15 protein-coding genes and 1 riboswitch are annotated in these 19,922 nt (G+C 51.1%); of the genes, 1 reads left to right on the forward strand and 14 read right to left on the reverse strand.

What is annotated here, in order from left to right; all coding sequences use genetic code 11:
- Window positions 1–68: 68 nt before the first annotated feature.
- The 5 genes from purT to PT964_RS23600 all read right to left on the reverse strand — a co-directional run bounded on the left by purT (window position 69) and on the right by PT964_RS23600 (window position 7,226).
- Complete coding sequence (gene purT / locus PT964_RS23580; protein WP_274365822.1) at window positions 69–1,235, reverse strand: phosphoribosylglycinamide formyltransferase 2; 1,167 nt, start codon at window positions 1,233–1,235, stop codon at window positions 69–71.
- A 79-nt stretch (window positions 1,236–1,314) separates the two neighbouring features.
- Window positions 1,315–1,395: riboswitch (ZMP/ZTP riboswitch) on the reverse strand.
- A gap of 56 nt (window positions 1,396–1,451) precedes the next feature.
- Window positions 1,452–2,987, reverse strand: coding sequence for an ABC-F family ATP-binding cassette domain-containing protein (locus PT964_RS23585; protein ID WP_274365823.1), 1,536 nt, complete (start codon window positions 2,985–2,987; stop codon window positions 1,452–1,454).
- Between the two features lie 669 nt (window positions 2,988–3,656).
- Entirely contained in the window at window positions 3,657–5,102 is a 1,446-nt protein-coding gene (locus PT964_RS23590) for an S-layer homology domain-containing protein (RefSeq protein ID WP_274365824.1), read from the reverse strand.
- Window positions 5,103–5,229: 127 nt separating this feature from the next.
- Window positions 5,230–6,216, reverse strand: coding sequence for a Gfo/Idh/MocA family protein (locus tag PT964_RS23595; protein ID WP_274365825.1), 987 nt, complete (start codon window positions 6,214–6,216; stop codon window positions 5,230–5,232).
- A 29-nt stretch (window positions 6,217–6,245) separates the two neighbouring features.
- Entirely contained in the window at window positions 6,246–7,226 is a 981-nt protein-coding gene (locus PT964_RS23600) for a Gfo/Idh/MocA family protein (RefSeq protein ID WP_274365826.1), read from the reverse strand.
- Between the two features lie 229 nt (window positions 7,227–7,455).
- Between PT964_RS23600 and PT964_RS23605 the strand changes: the two genes are divergently transcribed.
- Window positions 7,456–8,097, forward strand: coding sequence for a cell wall hydrolase (locus PT964_RS23605; RefSeq protein ID WP_274365827.1), 642 nt, complete (start codon window positions 7,456–7,458; stop codon window positions 8,095–8,097).
- 254 nt (window positions 8,098–8,351) lie between these two features.
- Here the strand turns inward: PT964_RS23605 and msrA are convergent, their stop codons facing one another.
- The 9 genes from msrA to PT964_RS23650 all read right to left on the reverse strand — a co-directional run bounded on the left by msrA (window position 8,352) and on the right by PT964_RS23650 (window position 19,921).
- Entirely contained in the window at window positions 8,352–8,873 is a 522-nt protein-coding gene (gene msrA / locus PT964_RS23610) for a peptide-methionine (S)-S-oxide reductase MsrA (RefSeq protein ID WP_274365828.1), read from the reverse strand.
- 25 nt (window positions 8,874–8,898) lie between these two features.
- On the reverse strand, window positions 8,899–9,378 hold the full coding sequence (locus PT964_RS23615; RefSeq protein ID WP_274365829.1) for a GAF domain-containing protein: 480 nt from the start codon (window positions 9,376–9,378) through the stop codon (window positions 8,899–8,901).
- A gap of 107 nt (window positions 9,379–9,485) precedes the next feature.
- Window positions 9,486–11,762: a helix-turn-helix domain-containing protein gene (locus tag PT964_RS23620; RefSeq protein ID WP_274365830.1), complete on the reverse strand. Its 2,277-nt coding sequence runs from the start codon at window positions 11,760–11,762 to the stop codon at window positions 9,486–9,488.
- A gap of 265 nt (window positions 11,763–12,027) precedes the next feature.
- A complete protein-coding gene (locus PT964_RS23625; RefSeq protein ID WP_274365831.1) occupies window positions 12,028–13,692 on the reverse strand; it encodes a type 2 periplasmic-binding domain-containing protein in 1,665 nt (554 codons plus the stop codon).
- A 115-nt stretch (window positions 13,693–13,807) separates the two neighbouring features.
- On the reverse strand, window positions 13,808–14,707 hold the full coding sequence (locus PT964_RS23630; RefSeq protein WP_274365832.1) for a carbohydrate ABC transporter permease: 900 nt from the start codon (window positions 14,705–14,707) through the stop codon (window positions 13,808–13,810).
- Window positions 14,708–14,722: 15 nt separating this feature from the next.
- On the reverse strand, window positions 14,723–15,670 hold the full coding sequence (locus PT964_RS23635) for an ABC transporter permease (protein ID WP_274365844.1): 948 nt from the start codon (window positions 15,668–15,670) through the stop codon (window positions 14,723–14,725).
- Between the two features lie 267 nt (window positions 15,671–15,937).
- A complete protein-coding gene (locus PT964_RS23640) occupies window positions 15,938–17,344 on the reverse strand; it encodes an alpha-L-fucosidase (RefSeq protein WP_274365833.1) in 1,407 nt (468 codons plus the stop codon).
- Between the two features lie 156 nt (window positions 17,345–17,500).
- Entirely contained in the window at window positions 17,501–18,784 is a 1,284-nt protein-coding gene (locus PT964_RS23645; RefSeq protein ID WP_274365834.1) for a sulfatase-like hydrolase/transferase, read from the reverse strand.
- A gap of 198 nt (window positions 18,785–18,982) precedes the next feature.
- A complete protein-coding gene (locus PT964_RS23650; RefSeq protein ID WP_274365835.1) occupies window positions 18,983–19,921 on the reverse strand; it encodes a M15 family metallopeptidase in 939 nt (312 codons plus the stop codon).
- Window position 19,922: the final 1 nt, after the last annotated feature.

Consider the following 19,922-nt stretch of genomic DNA (forward strand, 5'->3'; position numbering starts at 1 on the left):
GAAACTAAGTTTTGTACGTTAATTGGTCAGTTGTAGAAAAAAAAAGCCCTCTTTCGAGAGCTCCGCTGCTATTGCTCTGTATTCTCAACGGCAAGCTTATCTAACGCTTGCTTCGCGCGAGCGCGCGCCTCCTCGACCGAGCCGGCCGTCGATAATGCGACCGCCATCCGCCTGCCCGTCTTCGTGACCGGTTTGCCGAAGATTCGAAGCTGCGTATTCGGAACGGACAGAGCCGCATCCGCTCCGGTCAAGCGGTAGTTGTCCAGCTCGCGGTTCGCTTTCAACGGCCTGCTGGCTCCCGGACGTATGACCTCGATTTCCGGGATCGGGTATCCTAGAATCGCGCGGACATGCAAGGCGAATTCCGAAAGATTCTGCGTTACCAGCGTCACCAATCCGGTATCGTGCGGGCGAGGCGACACTTCGCTGAACATCACCTTGTCTTCGGTTAGGAACAGCTCCACGCCGAATAACCCGTAACCGCCCAGCTCGTCCGTAATCGTCTTCGCGATACGCTTCGCTTCTTCGAGCTGGCGATCCGTCATAGGGTGCGGCTGCCACGACTCGATGTAATCCCCGTCTTCCTGAATATGACCGATCGGCGCGCAAAAGCTCGTCCCGTTGACGGAGCGGACCGTAAGCAGCGTAATCTCCGATTGAAAGCGGATGAACTCCTCAACGATGACCCGACCGTTCTTTACTCTGCCGCCTTCCATCGCCATGTTCCAGCTGCGCTCGATATCCGACTCCCCGCGGCATATGCTTTGGCCTTTGCCCGAAGAGCTCATCAAAGGCTTGACTACGCATGGAAATCCGGTTTCTTTAACGGCCGCCGCGAACTGCTCGTACGTATCTGCAAATGTGTAGCCGGCCGTAGGCAAGCCCAGCTTCTCCGAAGCCAAACGCCGAATGCCTTCGCGATCCATCGTCAATCTTGCCGCACGAGCGGTAGGTATGACGCGGTATCCCTCTTCCTCCAGCTTCACCAGCTCGGAAGTAGCCAGCGCTTCAATCTCAGGAACGATAAGGTCCGGTTTCTCCCGTTCGATCACTTCCCGCAGCCGCTCCGCATTCAGCATATCGATTACGCAGCTGCGATGGGCGACCTGCATCGCCGGCGCATTCGCATAGCGGTCTACAGCGACCGTTTCGACACCTAGCCGCTGCGCTTCGATAACGATTTCTTTTCCCAGCTCTCCGGACCCTAGCAGCAGCATCTTTTTTGTACTGAACATAATGATTTTCAACCTCGCCTCATCCGATTTTCGTTCTTGCCCGCAGAAACAAAAAAAGGCAAGGAGGATCAAACTCCTCCCTACCTGCCCAGGCGTACGGCTGTCATCGTTCATGTGCTCCCTCATGGTTCCCCATGTTCCGCCAGTCACACATAACCGTTAAGTTGTTAGTTTGATCATACTGAAATGTACGCCGGAATGCAAACCGCTTCCATTTTACTTCGAGCCATGGTCCAATGTAATAACCCGATCCGCCCATTCCCGATAAAAGCTCAGCTCATGCGACACCAGCAGCACGCTCCCGGAAAACTGCACCAAAGCGTTCTGCAAAGCTTTTTTCGTTTCCGCATCCAAGTGGTTCGTCGGTTCGTCCAAAATGAGAAAATTGCACGGAGAAAGCAGCAGCCTGCATAATTTCACCTTCGACTGCTCTCCGCCGCTCAAGGTGCGGATTTGTTGCGAAGCATGGCTGCCCCTCACGCCGCACTGCGCCAAATGATGACGTATTTCTTTCGTATTCAGGCCGGGAAACCGTTCCGATATGATTTCGATCGGTGTCAGTACGTCATTGTCCCATTTCAACTCTTGTTCGTAATAACCGATCTTCACCTGCTCCGAAAACCGATAATGACCGGATATTGCCCGAATACGCCCAACCAACGTATTTAACAATGTCGATTTTCCGATTCCGTTAAAGCCCGTAATCACCATCTTTTTCCCGCCTAATACCGAGAAATTGATTTTCGGCAATAGCGGCGAACGATAGCCGACCTCCAAATCGCGAACCTCAAGAGCAAGATGAGCCGAAAGCGGGGATTCGCGAAATCGAAGCGACGGTTGATGGGTAAAGGCGGGAGGTGCGAGCCGTTCCATTCTTTCCAGCTGCTTTCTGCGCCCTTGCGCGATTTTGGAATTGACTCCGGCGATGTTTCTCCGAATATATTGCTCCGTCGCTTCAATCTTTTTTTGCTGAGCGTGATAGCGTCGAACATAATCTTGCCGCAAATGCTCCTTTTGCTTCAGGAAGTCCGAGTATTTCCCATAGTATTTTTTAATCGTTCCGAACTCGATGTCGCATATGCAGGAACATATTTTCTCTAAAAATTCGTAATCATGGGAAACAACGATGAACGCGCCGCGGAAATTCGTCAAGTAGGCTGCAAGCCATTCGACATGCTCTTTATCGAGAAAGTTTGTCGGCTCGTCTAACAAAAGCACGTTCGGGCTTTCAATCAATATTTTGGACAATATGACTTTCGCGCGCTGCCCGCCGCTCAGCTCGTCGATTGTGCGCTCCATTCCGATCGCGTCGATGCCCAAGCCGCCGGCGACTTTGCTGATAATGCTGTCTATGGAATAGAAATCCCGGGCTTCAAGCTGCTCTTGATACGCAGCCGCTTGCCGCAGATGATTTTCGTCGCCGGTAACGGCGCTTTCTTGATAGTGCTTGATCATGCTCGCTTCGATCTCGTACAAATCGGTAAACGCTGTTTTCAAGTATTCCGAAATCGTTTGATGTCCGTTTATTTCCGCATACTGGTCCAAGTGCCCGATTTGAATATCGGATTGCCACTTGACCTCGCCTTGATCCGGTATGATTTCTCCCGTCAATATTTGGATTAACGTGCTTTTTCCGGCGCCGTTTTGACCGACGATCCCCATGTGCTCGCCTTTGTATAAATCGAAGGAAGCATTGTCGTATAACGGTTTATCTCCAAAGCTGTGCGATAGTTTTTCCACTTTCAAGATCATTTCGGTTCCTCTTTTCACGAAAAATAAAAAGCAGAAGGCAGCGCGATGCGCCGACCCTCTGCTTTGTGCGGTTAAAACAGCAAAGGGCCATCGACGATGCGTCGTCAATGGCCCTTAATCTATTCGCACCGGCAAACCGACATACTTAAATAAGCGCAGCGAGCTGCACTTTTGTAAGACGGTTCAGCCGATGAATATCGGAAGCGCTATGCTGCCGCTCCCTGATTAAGCTCCGTACAACGCTTCATCGTATCCATTTGTACGGAGCTAAGTTTTCTAGTGAGTTTTACATATAGGATATACAGCATTCCTCATACACCTTCCCTATTTCGTTCATATCTTAGCATACGATTTGATAAAGACTCAAGTATGGTGCAAGCCCAACTTTCTATATGTGCCTGCGATCGCTCTAACGGACACGAATGCAGCTATTCGGCGTTTTGAGTCGGGTTTGCAATTTTAACGGACACTACAGCAGTTATTATCCCGAAAATGCAGCGAAAACCGCCAAAAATCAGGGTTTAGCGTCTGTGATGTCCGTTAGCGGTTTTGAGGCGGGCAAAATGGCGATATAGCGTCTGTGGTGTCCGTTAACAATCGCAGGGGTTTGCGTATCCTATAGAAAAACCCGTCCAAGCCGGCTTGGACGGGTAAACGAGTTTGAGAAAATTATTGCAACGTAAAGGAGTAGCGGTTTACTTCGGAAGTAACTCCATCTTGTTCTACAACAAAATATAACTGATATTCGATCTCGCCGGATAAATTGCTTATCGTATGAGTGCTCGGGCTGGAGCCCATCGCGATCTGCGCCGCTTGAACGATGTTCAGCGGAGAAGCGGCTTTGATTTGATCCGCTGTGTAATCCTTTATCTCATCATCCAAGATATAGTATAAGGTCGCCGGCAACTCCGGATTGGTGTAGCTGAATTGAAGCTGAATCCCCATCCCGGATTCCGGGTCGCTGACGGGAACAGGATAGCCGACATAGGCTTGCAAAGTCGACAGCGTTGTAAACCGTAGCGATTTGACCGTCGAAAGGACGCCTGTTGCACTTTCGCTTGTTACGTAAAGCTTGTAGCTCATAGCAGGGGCCAGCTCGACGAGCTCGATTTGACTCGTTGAGCCCGTTACGTTGATCGTTCCGCACCCGTAAACGCTATCCGTTACGGAAGCGGCTTCGCCCGCTTTGACCTGCGTGGACGACGGGGCGGTAGCGCCATCGTTTAGGACAACGAAGTGGAGCTTGACCGCATTCGCCGTAATCACCGTAAAGTCAGCGTATGTCGCGCCGGTTACCGTCAACGACGGATTCGAAACCTCAGGCAGCGCAGGCGGCGTATAGCTCGGCGGATCGGGATTGGCCGAAGGCGCGGACGGAGCCGGTTCCGGTGCCGGCTCAGTCGCAGGCTCCGGTTCCTGTGCCTCAGCCGGCTCCGAATCTTGTGCCGTTGCCGCAGCCGCCTTAATTTCTTCCGCTTTCTCTAAGAAGAGAGCCGCAACCTTCGCCACATCTTGCCGAACCGAGCTGCCGCGCGGATTGAACGTACCGTCCGGATTGCCGTTGATCAGTCCCAGGCTAACGCATAGAGCGACCGAACTTTTGGCATAATCGGAAATGGACGATGCGTCGGAAAAGCTCAGCGGCGCGGCGTTCCGGGGAAGCGGTTCGTCCGCGACGTAATTCAATGCGCGGCTGAAAAGCACCGCCATGTCCTGCCGGGACAAATTTGACTTCACGCCGAAGGTGCCGCCCCCCATCCCTTGAATCAATCCGGCCTTCGCGGCGGCTTCAACCGCCGAATAGGCGTAATGCCCGTTCGGAATATCCGTGAACGTAGCGCTGGCAGGCGCGCCCGTCATATCGAGATTCAGCGCCTTCGCCAGTATTATGGCGAAATCCTGCCGTTGAATCGTGCCTTGGGGGTTAAATTGACCGTTTCCAACCCCGTTAATGATGCCGGCTTCCGCCAGTTTCAGAATGGCTTCTTTCGCATACGATCCGTCAATATCCGTGAAGACGTTCGTAGAAGCCTGAGCCGTGCCGGAAAACGGAGCAAGCAGAGCCATCGCCAGCATCGCTCCGCTCACCCATCCGGCACATTTCCGTTTGAACATAAACTTGTCTCCTTCCGAAGATAGGGTCGATTGCTCAATTCTATCTACCATTTTATATCAACATAACTTGGAAAGTCTTTACTACTTTCATGAGTAAAGCCCGCACCATCGGCACGGGCTTAGCTTCTTACAATGCAACCGGCTGACCGATTTTGGCGGACTCGTAGGCAGCGATCGCAACCTTCGTCGAATGCAGCCCGTCCTCGCCGGTAATCGGTACCTGCTCGCCGCGAAGAAGCGCTTGTACAAAGTCTTGTATCATGTATGCGTCCATATCGTCCCCCCAGTAGGACCATATTCCTTTTCCGGCTTCGTCGCTGTACAGATCGTTCTTCTGGGCAAAGCCGTCAACCGAAATGACGCCCCTCGTGCCGATAATTTCCATCGTCACATCGCCCCAGGTCGGAAACGATTTCGGGCGTGACCAGCTGGGATCCAGCACCGCGAATACGCCGTTCTCGAATGTGACGTGCACCATGCCTGCGTCGTCGATTTCCAGGTTCTCGTTGAACAAAGTCGCCGCATAGGCATACACTTCTTTGACCTTCGACCGCAGGAACCAATTCATGAGATCCATTACGTGCACGGTATGATCCATGACGGCTCCGCCGCCCGACAGCTTCCGATCGACGAACCAAGACCCCGGATTCCCGCCGTGATTCGTGCCTTTAATCGCGACGATGTCACCGATATCGCCCCGGTCGATCGCTTCCTTCGCGCCGACGACGGCCGCCAAATAGCGGCACGGAAATGCGGTCATCAGCTGCACGCCGTTCTCCTTGCAAGCGGCAATCATCCGTTCCATCTCATCGACCGTCGTTCCGAGCGGCTTTTCGCAAAGCACGTGCTTCTTCGCCTTCGCCGCATCGATCGTCAACTGCGCGTGGCGCGCGTTCTCCGAACAGATGACGACGGCGTCGATATCTTGCGCCAGCAGCTCCTTATAATCGGCATAATAAGGTACATCATAACGCTCCGCGAGCTCTGATACACGGTCTTTCTCCTCATCGGCGATCCCGGCGACTTTCACCTCGGGCATCCGCCTTAAGCAGTGGAAATAACTGTGCGCATGTCCATGCGCAAAGCTGATCATTCCTACTTTTAACGTATTCATGAGTCGTCCCCTTTCCAAGTCGGATGCCATCATTGCAATTGAACGGCTTTGCCGGTGCGGATCGATTCATGGGCTGCCGCGGCAATTTCAAGCGCCTTGCAAGCATCGTCCGCCGTAACGATCGGTTCGCTGCCGTCCCGGATACAGGCGACAAAGTGCTCCAGCTCCGCATAATACGGATCGCGGTAGCCCGGGCTTTGCGGTATTTCCACGGCCTTTTCCCCGCTCTCCTGAACTGCCGCTTTTCGGATTTGCAGCGATTGCGCGCTCATGCTGTCGCAACGCAGCAGCCCCTTGGAGCCGGCAAATTCGGCCGAATAACGGAACGAGCCCGGATAACCCCAGAACGCCTCCAAATTTCCGACCGCCCCGCTTTCGAATAGGAGCGTGAGGAGCGCATAATCCATATGGCTGTCGACTTTATTCCGGGCGTACACCGATGCAACCTCTCCGAGCGTCCACCGCATAAAGTCAATGTCGTGCACCATCAAATCGGCTATAACGCCGCCGCTTTTATCCGCATCCTTAAACCACGGCCTCGCGTCTCCGGGATGTCCGCCTACTCGTCTTGCATGCGCTACGCCTACTTTTCCGATTTGCCCCTCGTCGATCTGACGCTTGATCTGGGCATAATCGGGGAAAAAGCGCACGACGTGACCGATAAACAGTCGAACCCCATGCTCTTCGCAGCAGCGGACCATATCCCGTGCGTCTTCCGGATGAAGCGCTATAGGCTTCTCGCAAATGACGTGCTTTCCGGCCGCTGCCGCCTTCATAACCAATTCCTTATGTAAATAACTGGGCACCGCAATGCTGACGGTTTGAAAATCAGAGGACGCAACCATTTCCTCGAACGAAACAAACGGAGACGCTCCTGTTTTCCGCCCGACCTCCTCAGCAAGCTCCGGAATGATGTCGCAGACGGCGACAAGCTCGACGCCCGGCATTCCGGCATAGCTGCGAGCGTGCACTTGCCCCATGCCCCCGCAGCCGACAACAGCCGCTTTCATCTAAATCCCTCCTCGTTTCGTGTAGACATAAGCCTCACTGCAAGCAAGCCAAGCTGAACATGATTTCATTATACTTGTCGGAAGCCGCATTCTCATCCATCTTTTTACACAGCCAATGTTATTTGATAGGGCTCGTCCGGGCTTCCATTTTTCTGGTTCCAAAAGTTGTGGGTTGCCCCTGCCTCCTCTCAGACCATACAATTATCAATTGAAAGGAGATGACTTACAAATGAACTTCATTCGGGGCTTCTTAGTCCTTATCGTTATTTCGCTCGGAATCGGAATATTTAGCGGTACTACACAGGCAGCCGCCTCCTTGCAAAAGGGCAGCACAGGCGGAGACGTGTGGGATCTTCAATATAGACTAAAAACCGCAGGGATATTTGAGCAATCGCTAACAGGCTATTACGGGGCATATACGGAAAAATCGGTCAAACGTTATCAGTATGTTTACGGGCTTTCCGTGGACGGCAAAACCGGCCCTCAAACCTGGAGCTCGCTGAGAAAGTACACATTGAATAAAAGCGAATTGGATATATTGGCAAAATTAATTTACAGTGAAGCAAGAGGAGAGCCTTACAAAGGACAAGTCGCCGTCGGTGCGGTCGTTATGAATCGAATCCAATCCAAGCAGTTTCCGAACAGCATACGCGGGGTCGTATTTCAACAGGGGGCTTTTACGGCGGTAGATGACGGGCAGTTCTGGCTTACGCCGAATCGGACGGCCTACATGGCGGCACTTGACGCGGTTAGAGGCTGGGACCCTTCATACAATTCTTTGTATTATTTCAATCCGAGAACCTCTACAAGCAAATGGATCTGGTCGCGGCCGCAAAAGGTTGCGATCGGCAATCATATCTTTGCCGGTTAATGGCGATCTGATCGCTCTTACGGACAAGGATGCAGTTATTCGGCGTTTTGAACAAAATTTGCAGTTTTAACGGACACCACCGCAGTTATTGCTTCGAAAAAGCAGGGGTAAGCACCAAAAATCGGGGATTAGCGTCTATGGCGTCCGTTAGCGTTATGGCGGCGGGTAAATTAGCGATTTAACGTCTATGGCGTCCGTTAGCACCGCAGCGGTTGCAAGAGGAGGGGCGGCAGACGATGTGCCGCCCCTTTTTCTCAATCGTTATTCCAGTTATCTTTAATAAACTTGTCGCGGCCGGACTTTTCCCGATCTTCCTTATAATGCTTCGGATTTTTCTTATGGTAATCTTGGTGGTAATCTTCCGCTGTATAGAAGGTTTCCGCCGGCAATATTTCCGTTACGATCGGCTTTGTAAAGCGGCCGCTCGCTTCCAGTTGTTTCTTGGATGCAAGCGCCAGCTCGCGTTGCCGTTCGTCGTGGTAAAATATTACGGTTCGGTATTGGGTTCCCCGATCATGGAATTGACCGAAGGCATCCGTCGGATCGATTTGCTGCCAATAAAGCTCCAGCAGCTTTTCATAAGGGAAGATGTCCGGATCGTAGGTGATTTGTACCGCTTCGGCATGCCCCGTTGTCCCCGATTTAACCTCTTCATAGGTAGGGTTTTCTTTCGTTCCGCCGGTGTAACCCGAAACAATGCCTTCGATGCCGGGCAGCTCCTCGAACGGAGTCACCATGCACCAAAAACATCCGCCGGCAAAGGTTGCTTTCTGCATTTTCATTATTCCCTCCTTCCCAATACTACATGTGTCTCGCTAAAGTTTCTGCGAATTGTTCCAAGTATGCTTGATCCTCATCATCAAATCGGTTTTTAATCGGGCTGTCGATGTCCAATACGCCGATCAGCTTGTCATTCTTTATGATAGGAATCACGATTTCCGATTGCGAGGCCGCGTCGCATGCAATATGACCCGGGAAAAGGTGAACGTCTTCCACACGAATCGTTTGCCGCCTTTGTGCGGCGGTTCCGCATACGCCTCTGCCTAACGGAATCCGAACGCAAGCGGGCAAGCCTTGAAACGGCCCGAGCACGAGCTCGTCCGACTTTAGAAGATAAAAGCCGACCCAATTCACGTCCGTTAAAAAATGATTGAGCAGAGCCGAAGCGTTGGATAAGTTCGCAATGGGATCGTTCTCGCCTTCAAGCAGCGCGCTAAGCTGTTTCGTCACCAATCGGTAATTTTCTTCTTTCGTTCCTTTGTAGCTTTCTATATGAAACAAAGCTCATCCCCGCCTTTTTATAGGATTACTCAAATATGTTATCACAAATGGCCGACAGTTTCTTGAAGCAGATGAGGCGTACGCTATGAAAAAAGACAGCATCTCCCCTATTGAGGGTTAGATGCTGCCGACTGAATATTCGCTTCGGATGCGTCCGAATATTTCTTCCTGAAATCGCTCGGGGAGACGCCTTCAACGTTTTTGAACGCGCGGTTGAACGAAATGTAGTTCGTATATCCTACTTCCTCGCTTATTTCTTGGATCGGCTTGCCCGTTTCCAGCATAAGCCGCTTGGCGTTCATGATCCGGTGACCGATCAGAAAATCCAAGAAATTTTCCCCGAACTCTTCCTTGAATAATTTGCTTAAATACTTCCCGTTGATTTCAAACACATCGCTCAAAAAATTCAGCGATAAATCGGGGTTGCCGTAGTTTTCTTCAATGTATTTGCGAATTTGCAAAATAAGCGAACGATGTCCGAGAGCGTGGCGAATCGTTTGGATTTGTGATGCCAGCTCTTGGAACGCAACCGAGCAGCTGCGCTTCAGGTCGTCAAGCGTTTCCCACTCGTCCAGCCCCTGCAGCAGCATTCCGAGCGATTCGGCCCACCGCTCCTGGTACTCTCTCGGCAGCGAGGAAAATTCCCGCTCGCAATGTTGAATCGTAAATTGTATTAAATTGACGATTTCCTCCCGCGACAGCATCGCTTCGGCGATTTGATCGAACAGCAGGTCCAAGTGGCTCCGCCACTCCTCTTCCGTCAGCCGAATCGCACGAACGAACATGGAAATCGACTTCAGATGCTCATATACATCGTTCTTACCGATCGGCACATCTTTGACATGGATTACCCGGTTATCGCCCAATACGGCCTTGAACTGCAGCGCATGCGCTGCGTCTTTGCGCGACTCGCGGAGTCCGCGCAAATCCGAAGCCGCTCTTCCGATTCCAACCGTTACCGTAAACCGGACATTGTTTTTCACCCAATCAAGGAAAGTGCTCAATACATGATGAATCCATGCCTCTTGCTGGACCGAATCGGGAAGCCACAGCATACAGGAAAGCCTTCGGTCCGACGTCCACTCCACCCAAGCGTGCGTGCCTTCTTCTTGAACGGTTTCCTGAAGCACGCTCGATAGGACGAACTTGAGCAGCGATTGGTCCTGCCTGTTGAACTCTTCCGTAAACTTCCGGTAACGGTCGATTTCCACGATCAATACCGCCCATCGCTTGCCTTCGGCCGGAATGTTCAGCTTGCCCATCTCCGATTTCCACTCGTCCTCTTCCATGGACCTCGCGCCTTCGAGCAGCTCGTGAAAAAAATATTTTTTGTGCAAAATAAGGTTATCCGCATACTGGCGTTGGTATTGCTTGGACTGTTCGATCATGCTTTCAAGCGTCGTATGAATGAAGTTGAACTCATTTTGCCCCGAGTGCCCGCTGACGGAATTTTTCTGAAATGCGAACGATTCGATGAACGCGACAATTTGTTGAATCGGTTTATAGTTTCTCCGGGTTACATAGAAAACCCATGCGCCTCCGACCAACACGACCGCCACCGCGAAAGCGAACCACACGTTATATAGATCCAAGGCAAAGCCGACAAGTCCGTTTCGCATCCCCGTCTGCACCTTCCAGCCGGTATAGCCGGAGGTGAATTCGGAGAATACTTGAGAAGAATCCCCAGGACCTTGACTCTCCCCGGCGGATGGCTTTGAAGAGAGCAGGTCATGACCCGCAAGATCTTCGATTCTGACGAACGAAATATTCGGATCGAACATCCGGTTGATCGCGCCTTGCAGCGAAATCTTATCGGAGTTGATGTCGACATTGACGACCACAAGGCCCTGCTCATAGTTCGAAACCCCGCGTACCAACGTAACGACCTGCTGCGGCTGTTCGGAATCAATCGATTTGAACTCTCTGGCCTCCGACCATTTTTGCCCGGTATTGCTGCGGTGCTTTTCAATGAAGGCGGCATCCGGAAATTCGCCGATTGGAACCGCTTTCCCGTTGCTCAATACGGTTCCGTCGCTGAACCTGACATAATAAATGGATTGAATCAACGGGTATTCCAGCTTCAAATCGTCCATCACTTCAACTGCCTGAATAATCGAATAGACGTCCTTGCTGTCCGATTTATTGAAATATTCCTTAAGCTTCTGATTCGTCAATATTTCGCGAAGCACTTTATAATCGATTGCCCGGAGCGAGTTATCCGTATACTGCAACACTTGAGAAGCCATGAACTCGTTCGCTTGCAGTGCCTGCTTTCTGTTTTGCTCGTTAAAGACTTGAAAAAACAAAATAAACAAAATCGTAACCACGATGATGAAGACGGGCAAATACGATATGAGCAAACGCCGGAACCATGTATTATTCATCTTCAGGAACACCCACCCTGTATTATATATATTTCTCAAACAGTGCGGCTTCCCACTTCCCCTTTACATTTCCACCCTATTATCTATCAACCATTCTATCAAAATAAGTACCTCTCATTATACAGAAAAACTTAACCATTTCACGCCTGAATCGTATATTTCATCCGGAAGAACTGCCGAAACAAAGGAAAAAAGGAGGAAGCAAGCCTAAAATACCGGATTTACTTCCACCTTTAGTTTCAATTTTGTGTTATTCAGGAAGCGATTATTGCTTGTCGATTGCGCGCTGATAAATGTCGATGTACTGCTTAAGGTTCAAGCCGTCGAAGCCTTTGACGTAAGCGTCCCAATCTTTCTCGATGTCTTTGTTGCCGAGAATGAATTGAGCCATATTGGATTGTACATAGTCTACGATTGCCGGCTGCAATTGCGCCGCCGTTTCCGTATCATTTACGTCGATCCAAGCCGCCGCCGGATAGTATTCCGCAGGGGCATACGGCTCGTACTCTTTCGTTGCTTGCGCCAAGCGAGTTTCGTAGCCTTTGGAGTTGAGCGGATCTTGCGCCGATGCGAACGAATCGCGGAATTCCTTCGTCATATCCTTCGGCCCGATCAAAGACCATCTGTCGTTGAGAATTTCATTCTCGCCCAGCGGCTTCAAGTTTTCGAAGCTGTACTTCGCCGGCTCGCCCCAGATGTTAAGCTCTCCAGCCTGAGCTTTATTCCAGCCTACTCCTTCTTCAACGCCATATTCGCTAAGCAATGCTCCTTCTTCGCTGAACGCGTAGTCGGCAATTTTGATAGCGGCGATTTGCTGTTCTTCCGACGCTTTGTTCGTAATAACGAACGGGAACGATCCGAAGCCTTGGCTTACGCCGGCGAGCTGAACGCCGTTCGGGCCTTTCAGCGGAGGCACGATGACCCAGTGCTGATGGCGGGTAATAGCGTCATCCCATACGTTAAGCAGGTAGCTGAGCAGCGCCGTCGTAACGGAACCGACGACTTCGTCGCCCTCGCGGTTGCCGAGCTGTCCGATCGCCTGATCGTTCTGCGTGAATGCCGCCGAGTCGATCAAACCATCCGCGTACAGCTTGTGCATGAACTTAATGCCTTCTTTCCATTCCGGCTTATTGGCGGCGAAATCAACCTTGCCGTCATTCAGCGTCAAATACTTATCGTTATCGTTGTAGATGAAGGCGTTCATTATGAATGCGTCGATGTTGCCGTTCCACACCGATTTGTTCGGAGCGCCGGTGAGCGGAATTTCGTCTTTCTTACCGTTTCCGTTCGGGTCCTGCTCTTTGAACGCTTTCAACACCGTATACAATTCGTCGGTCGTCGTCGGCACCTTCAAGCCGACCTTGTCCAGCCATTCCTGGTTCATCCAATACTTCTGCGAGTAGGTGCAGTGATAGCACTCATTCACGCGCGGAAGGGCGTAAATATTTCCGTCCGGTGCCGTCATGGCGTCTTTCAGGTACGGTTTCTTTTCCATCAAAGCTTTAATATTCGGAGCATACTTGTCGATCAAGTCGTTGAGCGGAATAAATACGCCTTGTTTCCCGTAGGTCAACAGATCCGTTCTGTTGAAACCGCCTTCAAGAAACACTTCCGGATAATCGCCGCTGGCCAGCAACAGCTGTCTGCGGTCCTTCAGCGCATCGGAAGGAGCAAGGTCCCATTTAATTTTTACGTTGAATTTTTGTTCCACAAGCTTCGTATATCCGTTATCTTCCATTGGGGCTTTGCCTTGCGGAGCGAAGAAAGTGACTTCCACGGGTTTTGCCGGTTCTGACGGAGCATTTTGTCCACTATTACCATTATCACTTGTTCCTTCCGTACCTTTCGAGCCTTGATTCGATCCGCAGGCAGCGAGGACGGAGGACAACAACAGCATTAAAGCCAACATCGTAAAGATCGACTTTTTCAAGTAAGACTCCTCCTTTTTGTTATGTCCGTAAAATTAAACTACTATATCCGAACCTATAACGGAAGCTTATAGCCTCTGCCACCTCCTTCCAAAGCTTCCGAAGCGGGGATACACCTTAGCCTTTCAAAGACCCGATCATGACGCCCTTCACAAAATGCTTCTGCACAAACGGATACATGATCAGAACCGGAACACAGGCGGCCACGATCAACGCATACTTGAGCACCTGCTCGAAGCCTTGATCGCGAAGCTTCGTTGCCGTTTCCGCGATCATTGTCGGGTCCGTTGCGTTAAGAATGAGAAGGTTGCGAAGCACGTATTGCAGCGGGAACAAATGCTCCGATCTCAAATAGATCAAAGCGTCGAAATAAGCGTTCCAATGCCCGACCGCGTACATGAGCGTCATAACGGCGAGAATCGGCTTGGAGAGCGGAAGCGCGATGCTCAGCAAATATCGGATGTCTCTGCAGCCGTCGATTTGCGCCGCTTCCTGAAGCTCCGACGGAATGGAAGTCTGGAAAAACGTTCTTGCAACGATGACTTGGAAGACGGAGTACGCTCCCGGCAGCCATAACGCCCATCGGGTGTCCAGCATATGAAGATTTTTAACAAGCAAGTAGGTCGGAATCAGGCCGCCGCCGAAAAACATCGTAATCATCATCAGGATAATGACGAACTTGCGTCCGTACAGCGTCTTGACTGCGAGCGGATATGCAATCATTACGGTAAGCGCGACGTTAATAAAAGTACCGACCACCGTGTAAATAATGGAGTTCATGTACCCTGTCATCAGCTGTTCGCTCTTGAAGATCGCCTGATACGCTTTGATCGAAAAATCGACCGGGAACAGCCAAACTCGGCCGGACACGACCGCATTCGGAGAGCTGAACGACGAGCTCAAAATATACAACAGCGGGTACAAAACGGTAAACATAAGCGCCGTCAAGAAAATATAGAGGAAGAAAACCAGCAGACGATCGCCGAACGGCTCTTTGATGCGATTATTATTGAACATGAGCGCCCCTCCCGATCACCATAGACTGTTTTCCGAAATTTTACGCGCAATAAAGTTCACGACTAACAGCAATATCAAGTTGATAACGGAGTTGAACAATCCGACCGCCGACGAGAAGCTGAAATTCGCACCGAGCAAACCGACTTTGTAGACATACGTCGAAATCACTTCGGAGGCGCTTACATTTAACGGATTTTGCATCAAATAAATTTTTTCGAATCCGACGCCCATCACGTTGCCCAAGCTCAGAATGAGCAGAATCGTCGAGATCGGGATCAGTGCCGGGAGATCGATATGGATAATTTTCTTGAACCTGGACGCTCCGTCGATGCGAGCCGCTTCGTATAAGGCGGGATCGACGCTGGCCAACGCGGCCATATATATGATGGAAGAATAGCCCATTTCCTGCCAAACGCCCGACCACACATAGATCGATTTGAAATATTGAGGCATACCCATGAAGTTGGCCGACGGCAAACCGAAGAACGACAAGAACCGTTCTACTACGCCGACGTGGGGCGTAAGCATCAAAATAATAATGGAGACCATGACGACGGTAGAAATAAAATGCGGTGCGTAGGTGACCATCTGAACCGATTTTTTGAACATTCCGGTTCGAATCTCGTTCAAAGCCAGCGCCAGTAAAATCGGAACCGGAAAACCGGCAATCAAAGAATAGAAGCTGATTATGACTGTGTTCTTAATAAGAAGTCCGAAGTTCGGCGATGCAAAAAACGTTTCGAAATGTTTGAACCCGACCCAAGGGCTCCCTAAAATCCCCTGAACGACGTTGTAGTTTTTAAATGCAATCATTACGCCGCCCATCGGGATATACTTAAAGATGATCAGGTACAAAACCGGAGGCAAAAGTAACAAATACAATTCCCAATGATTTTTTAAACTTTTAATGACAGGGTGCGATTTTTTCCCGGCAGGCTCGGTTTTGTTTGTCCCCTTCTCCATGTTCAGCCGGGAATGCAGCTTCTCTGTGTTTGTTGTCACCTAAGTCACTCCTCCTCCTCCGCAATTGTAGTTCGTGATGCATGGGACGATTCTATCGCGAAATTTAACGTGATTACAATTTGCAATTTTCACGCATGTAACAAAATTCGAAAACCGCGATGCATCAAGGAAAAAGCAAGGGTAACGCCGATGGTGTACAATTTTCCTCCGGTTAAAAAAAATCCTCAGGAGCGCAGAATCGCACCTGAGGATTATCCGATTTCCCGATTATTCGGTTATAAGTCTGAACACATGCGCGATCGGCGTTTGCCCCGATGCTTCGGAATCAGGCAGCCGCAATTTCAATCCGCTGTCCGTGCTGTTGAAATCATATGTGCTGCTCGTTCCGACTTGCTCGACCCGCACAACGTTCCCGGCGTATGGGATTGTGACTTCGGGATCGACCGGTTTATCGGCATCTTTATAGAGACGGAACGCATATACGGTGTTTTCCTTGCGGGTGAACGCCCATTCTCCCGTGTAGTACGGCGCGCAAATCCGAGTGCCGTACACGCCCTCCCCGTATTGCTTCAACCAAGCGCCCAGCTCCTTCATTCTTTGGATCGCACCCGCCGGAAGACGTCCGTCCGGCTGCGGCCCGACATTGAGCGCCAAATTTCCGCCCTTCGCAACGACTTCGAGCAGGATATGAACGAGCTGTCTGCCTGTTTTGTATTTGTCTTCGTAATTGAACGAGAACGAGGTGCCCATCGTAATGCAGGCTTCCCACGGAATGTTCATCGGTCCTTCCGGAATCGTCTGCTCCGGCGTGACGATATTTTCGTACGGGCCGCCGACGGTGCGGTCCGCGGAAAGCAGCCACGGCTGATATTGCCGCGCCTTCTCGACCACTTCGCCGAGCCGGATGTCCTGCCCTCTCCGGCCGGCGCGAACCCAGCCCGCATCGAGCCAAAGCACGTCGATTCGGCCGTAACGGGTCATCAATTCCATAATTTGATCGTGGGTGAATTGTACGAATTTCTCCCAAAGCCACGGATACTCTTTCGGATCGTAAGACGGTCCCCGCCACGTGTGCCTGCCGCGTTCCATCCCCGGCGCCCAATAATACGGCGTGTGCCAGTCCGCCTTCGAGAAATAGGCCGCGATGGCGAGACCCTTATTTCTGAACGCGTCGAATACGTTTTTGCAAATGTCGGCATATTTATGGGCATGGAACGGACAGTCTTTGCCGGTTACACTGTAATCGGTCGTATGGGTGTCCCACATGCAGAAGCCATCGTGGTGCTTCGTTGTAAACAACAAATACTTGAAGCCGTTATCCGCGGCCAGGTCCGCCCAAAGCTCCGGTTGAAGACGAACCGGATTGAACGTTTTGTTCAAATCGAAGTATTGGCGCTTGAATTCCTCCATATCGTCGATCCAATCGATCTGGTGGCGGGACCAATCACCGTCTTCGTCGCTAAGCGCCCAGGATTCCACCAAGCCGAGCTGCGAATAAGGCCCCCAGTGCATCATCAAGGCGAGCTTCTGATCCTTGAACCATTCGAGCCGCTCAAGCAGCGCCGGGTCTTCCGGCTTCACCCACTCGTCTTCTTTGCTGAAATTGTGCACGCCGGTCTGGACGACTTGCTCTTCCTTCTCCGTTTCGACTGCCGCATTATGATTTTCGCTCATCGTTCCTGCACTCCCCATTCCGATTTTTCGGCCCTCATCGGCCGTTTCGTTCACCCCCACGCTACTCTGTTTATCTCCGTTTCGCAATTAACGATAATCGACCGGTTTTCTTTTTTCCTATTCGGCAGCGCTCATCCGTTCGAGCGTTTACTTCCGCTATAGCTGCGCGTACCAATTCCTTAGATCCTGCTCCAATCGCTTCGCCAATTCGGGGTGCTTATCCTTCAGATTGATCCGTTCGCCCGGATCCTCCTCCAAATCGGAAAGATGGACCGCATCCGGCTGCGATCGGTTGAAATCGAGCTTCCCGTCAAGCACAAGCTTCCACTTTCCTTCGCGAACGGCTAATTGTCCGTTATACTCCCAATACATTTGCCGGTGCGGCGAAGGTGCCCCTTCCGTAATCACCGGCACTACGCTGCTTCCGTCGATTTCTTCCGATGCCGGGGGCTCCAAGCCGGCAAATTCAAGCACCGTCGGCACGATATCGGCCATCATGCCGATCTTATCGCAAACTTGTCCCGCCGCAATGACGGAAGGATACGTCATAATGGCCGGCTCCCGGATGCCCCCCTCGAACAAGCTCGCTTTATGACCTCGAAATATACCCGCGCTGCCGCCATAGTAAACATCCTCCGTCCCGTCAAGAAAGTTGCGGGATTCCGATGAAGGACCATTATCGCTTGAGAAAAAGATGACCGTATTTTCATACGCGCCGATCCGTTTCAAGCAGGCTGCAATTTCGCCCACACCATCGTCCACAGCTGAAATCATCGCCGCCATCAGTTGACGGTCCCGCGGAAGATGGCTGTACCGCTTCATATATTTATCGGGCGCATGCATCGGATAGTGCGGAGCATTATAAGCGGCATAAAGGAAAAACGGCTTTTCCCGGTTCCGTTCGATGAAATCGATCGATTTATCCGTGATCAAGTGCGTCAAATACTCGCCGTCATGCCACACTTCCTCGCGGTTGCTCCATAAATCGTGCACCGGATTCATATGCGGCGCGCCCCAATAAAAAATATGAGAGTAATAGTCCACACACCCCGCATGAAATCCGAAATATTCATCGAAACCGCGTGCATTCGGCCTTGTGTCCTCCGCTGAGCCCAAGTGCCATTTGCCATAAATCGCCGTTATGTATCCGGCCTCCTTCAACCGTTCAGCGAGCGTCCTTGCTTTCGGCTTAAGGCCTGTTGTCCCCCTTTTGGCGCCCAATATTTGGCTTACCCCCGTCTTCGCCGGATACAGTCCGGTTAAAAGCGATGCGCGGGAAGGAGAGCAAACGGGCGAATTCGAATACCAGTCGGTAAACCGGACTCCATCCGCCGCCAATGCGTCCAAATGCGGCGTGCGGATCGCGTCCGATCCGTAACAGCCCAAGTCTCCGTATCCCAAATCGTCGCAGTAAATAATAACAACATTCGGTTTATCCATAACTAATGCCTCCTTTTCCTCAACCGACAATAACCCGTTGAATTCCCCTGTAATTGCTCAAATTCATCGCATCCCAAACAGAACATTCAACACAAACAATAACACGAATGTACACACAAACACAATTGTGAAACAAGTAAAAAAAAGATGCCTTCGGCCGCCGTCAACGCAGCTGTAAGGCATACTTACACTTGCTCGTTATTGTTTATGTTGATCGTGATATTCTTCAAGAGTCAATTCGTGTTCCGATAAATACGTTGCCGCTTCAACACCGACATAGCGCAGATGCCAAGGCTCGTATTTATACCCTGTTATTTCCTCTTTACTTTTCGGATACCGAATAATAAACCCATATTTCATCGCGTTGTCCGCCAGCCACATTCCTTCTTCCGTTTCCCCGAACGATTCTTCGAGCGCATTGCCAATGCTGTCGGTGGAGACGTCCATCGCCAGTCCGGTTTGATGCTCGCTTTGCCCGGGATAAGCGCTCGTGCGGTTCGCTTCTTTCGCACCTTTACGCTTGGCGTTTCTGTCGAAAATCGCCTTCTGGGTGCCGTAAGACCGGTAACCGGAAACGGCATTCAGCTTTAGCCCCTCATCCTTCGCCGCAGCAAACAATATTTCCAATGCGTGCGCCGCCTCCTTTTCCAGCTGCTTCTTTGGACTGTACCCGTCGAATGAGAACGGAACGTCGGGGACGACCAGCTCCTGCGGCGTGTAGTCCGAAGGCAGTGAGAACCGTTTGTTCACCAGAAGTATGTCGCTAAACATGCCTCCAACCATCGCAGGGACAACATCCGGCTTCTTTTGCTCCTTGTCTTTGCCGTCTTCCTTTGCTTTCTCGGGCTGCTTGGAAGGATGCTTGTCCGGCTCGGCCTTACGGTCATCTTTAATTGGGAATTGTTCATCCTCTGCTTTCTGTTCCGGCGGATTGCCGATGTCGGGATGTTTTTCATTATCAATAGGCGCCTGCTGTTCGGTTTGTGGGACTTCTTCCGTCTTTTCTTCTTCTGATGCCTGCTGCGGCGCGAATATACCTAGACCGCTTACGACAGACCGGGGCATATAAAGCGATAAAAGCACGGTAAAAATCAAAATAAGAAGCAGCAGCGGGAAGGCTCTCGTGTTGTTCTTCATG

It is taken from the genome of Paenibacillus thermotolerans, assembly GCF_028745515.1.
Classification (GTDB): domain Bacteria; phylum Bacillota; class Bacilli; order Paenibacillales; family YIM-B00363; genus Paenibacillus_AE; species Paenibacillus_AE thermotolerans.

Coding starts and splice junctions, on each gene's coding strand:
- msrA (WP_274365828.1), bottom strand. CDS start 8,873: ATGCAGAAAGCAACCTTTGCCGGCGGATGTTTTTGGTGCATGGTGACT.
- PT964_RS23600 (WP_274365826.1), bottom strand. CDS start 7,226: ATGAAAGCGGCTGTTGTCGGCTGCGGGGGCATGGGGCAAGTGCACGCT.
- PT964_RS23645 (WP_274365834.1), bottom strand. CDS start 18,784: ATGGATAAACCGAATGTTGTTATTATTTACTGCGACGATTTGGGATAC.
- PT964_RS23650 (WP_274365835.1), bottom strand. CDS start 19,921: ATGAAGAACAACACGAGAGCCTTCCCGCTGCTGCTTCTTATTTTGATT.
- PT964_RS23640 (WP_274365833.1), bottom strand. CDS start 17,344: ATGAGCGAAAATCATAATGCGGCAGTCGAAACGGAGAAGGAAGAGCAA.
- purT (WP_274365822.1), bottom strand. CDS start 1,235: ATGTTCAGTACAAAAAAGATGCTGCTGCTAGGGTCCGGAGAGCTGGGA.
- PT964_RS23620 (WP_274365830.1), bottom strand. CDS start 11,762: ATGAATAATACATGGTTCCGGCGTTTGCTCATATCGTATTTGCCCGTC.
- PT964_RS23595 (WP_274365825.1), bottom strand. CDS start 6,216: ATGAATACGTTAAAAGTAGGAATGATCAGCTTTGCGCATGGACATGCG.
- PT964_RS23590 (WP_274365824.1), bottom strand. CDS start 5,102: ATGTTCAAACGGAAATGTGCCGGATGGGTGAGCGGAGCGATGCTGGCG.
- PT964_RS23585 (WP_274365823.1), bottom strand. CDS start 2,987: ATGATCTTGAAAGTGGAAAAACTATCGCACAGCTTTGGAGATAAACCG.
- PT964_RS23635 (WP_274365844.1), bottom strand. CDS start 15,670: ATGGAGAAGGGGACAAACAAAACCGAGCCTGCCGGGAAAAAATCGCAC.
- PT964_RS23605 (WP_274365827.1), top strand. CDS start 7,456: ATGAACTTCATTCGGGGCTTCTTAGTCCTTATCGTTATTTCGCTCGGA.
- PT964_RS23630 (WP_274365832.1), bottom strand. CDS start 14,707: ATGTTCAATAATAATCGCATCAAAGAGCCGTTCGGCGATCGTCTGCTG.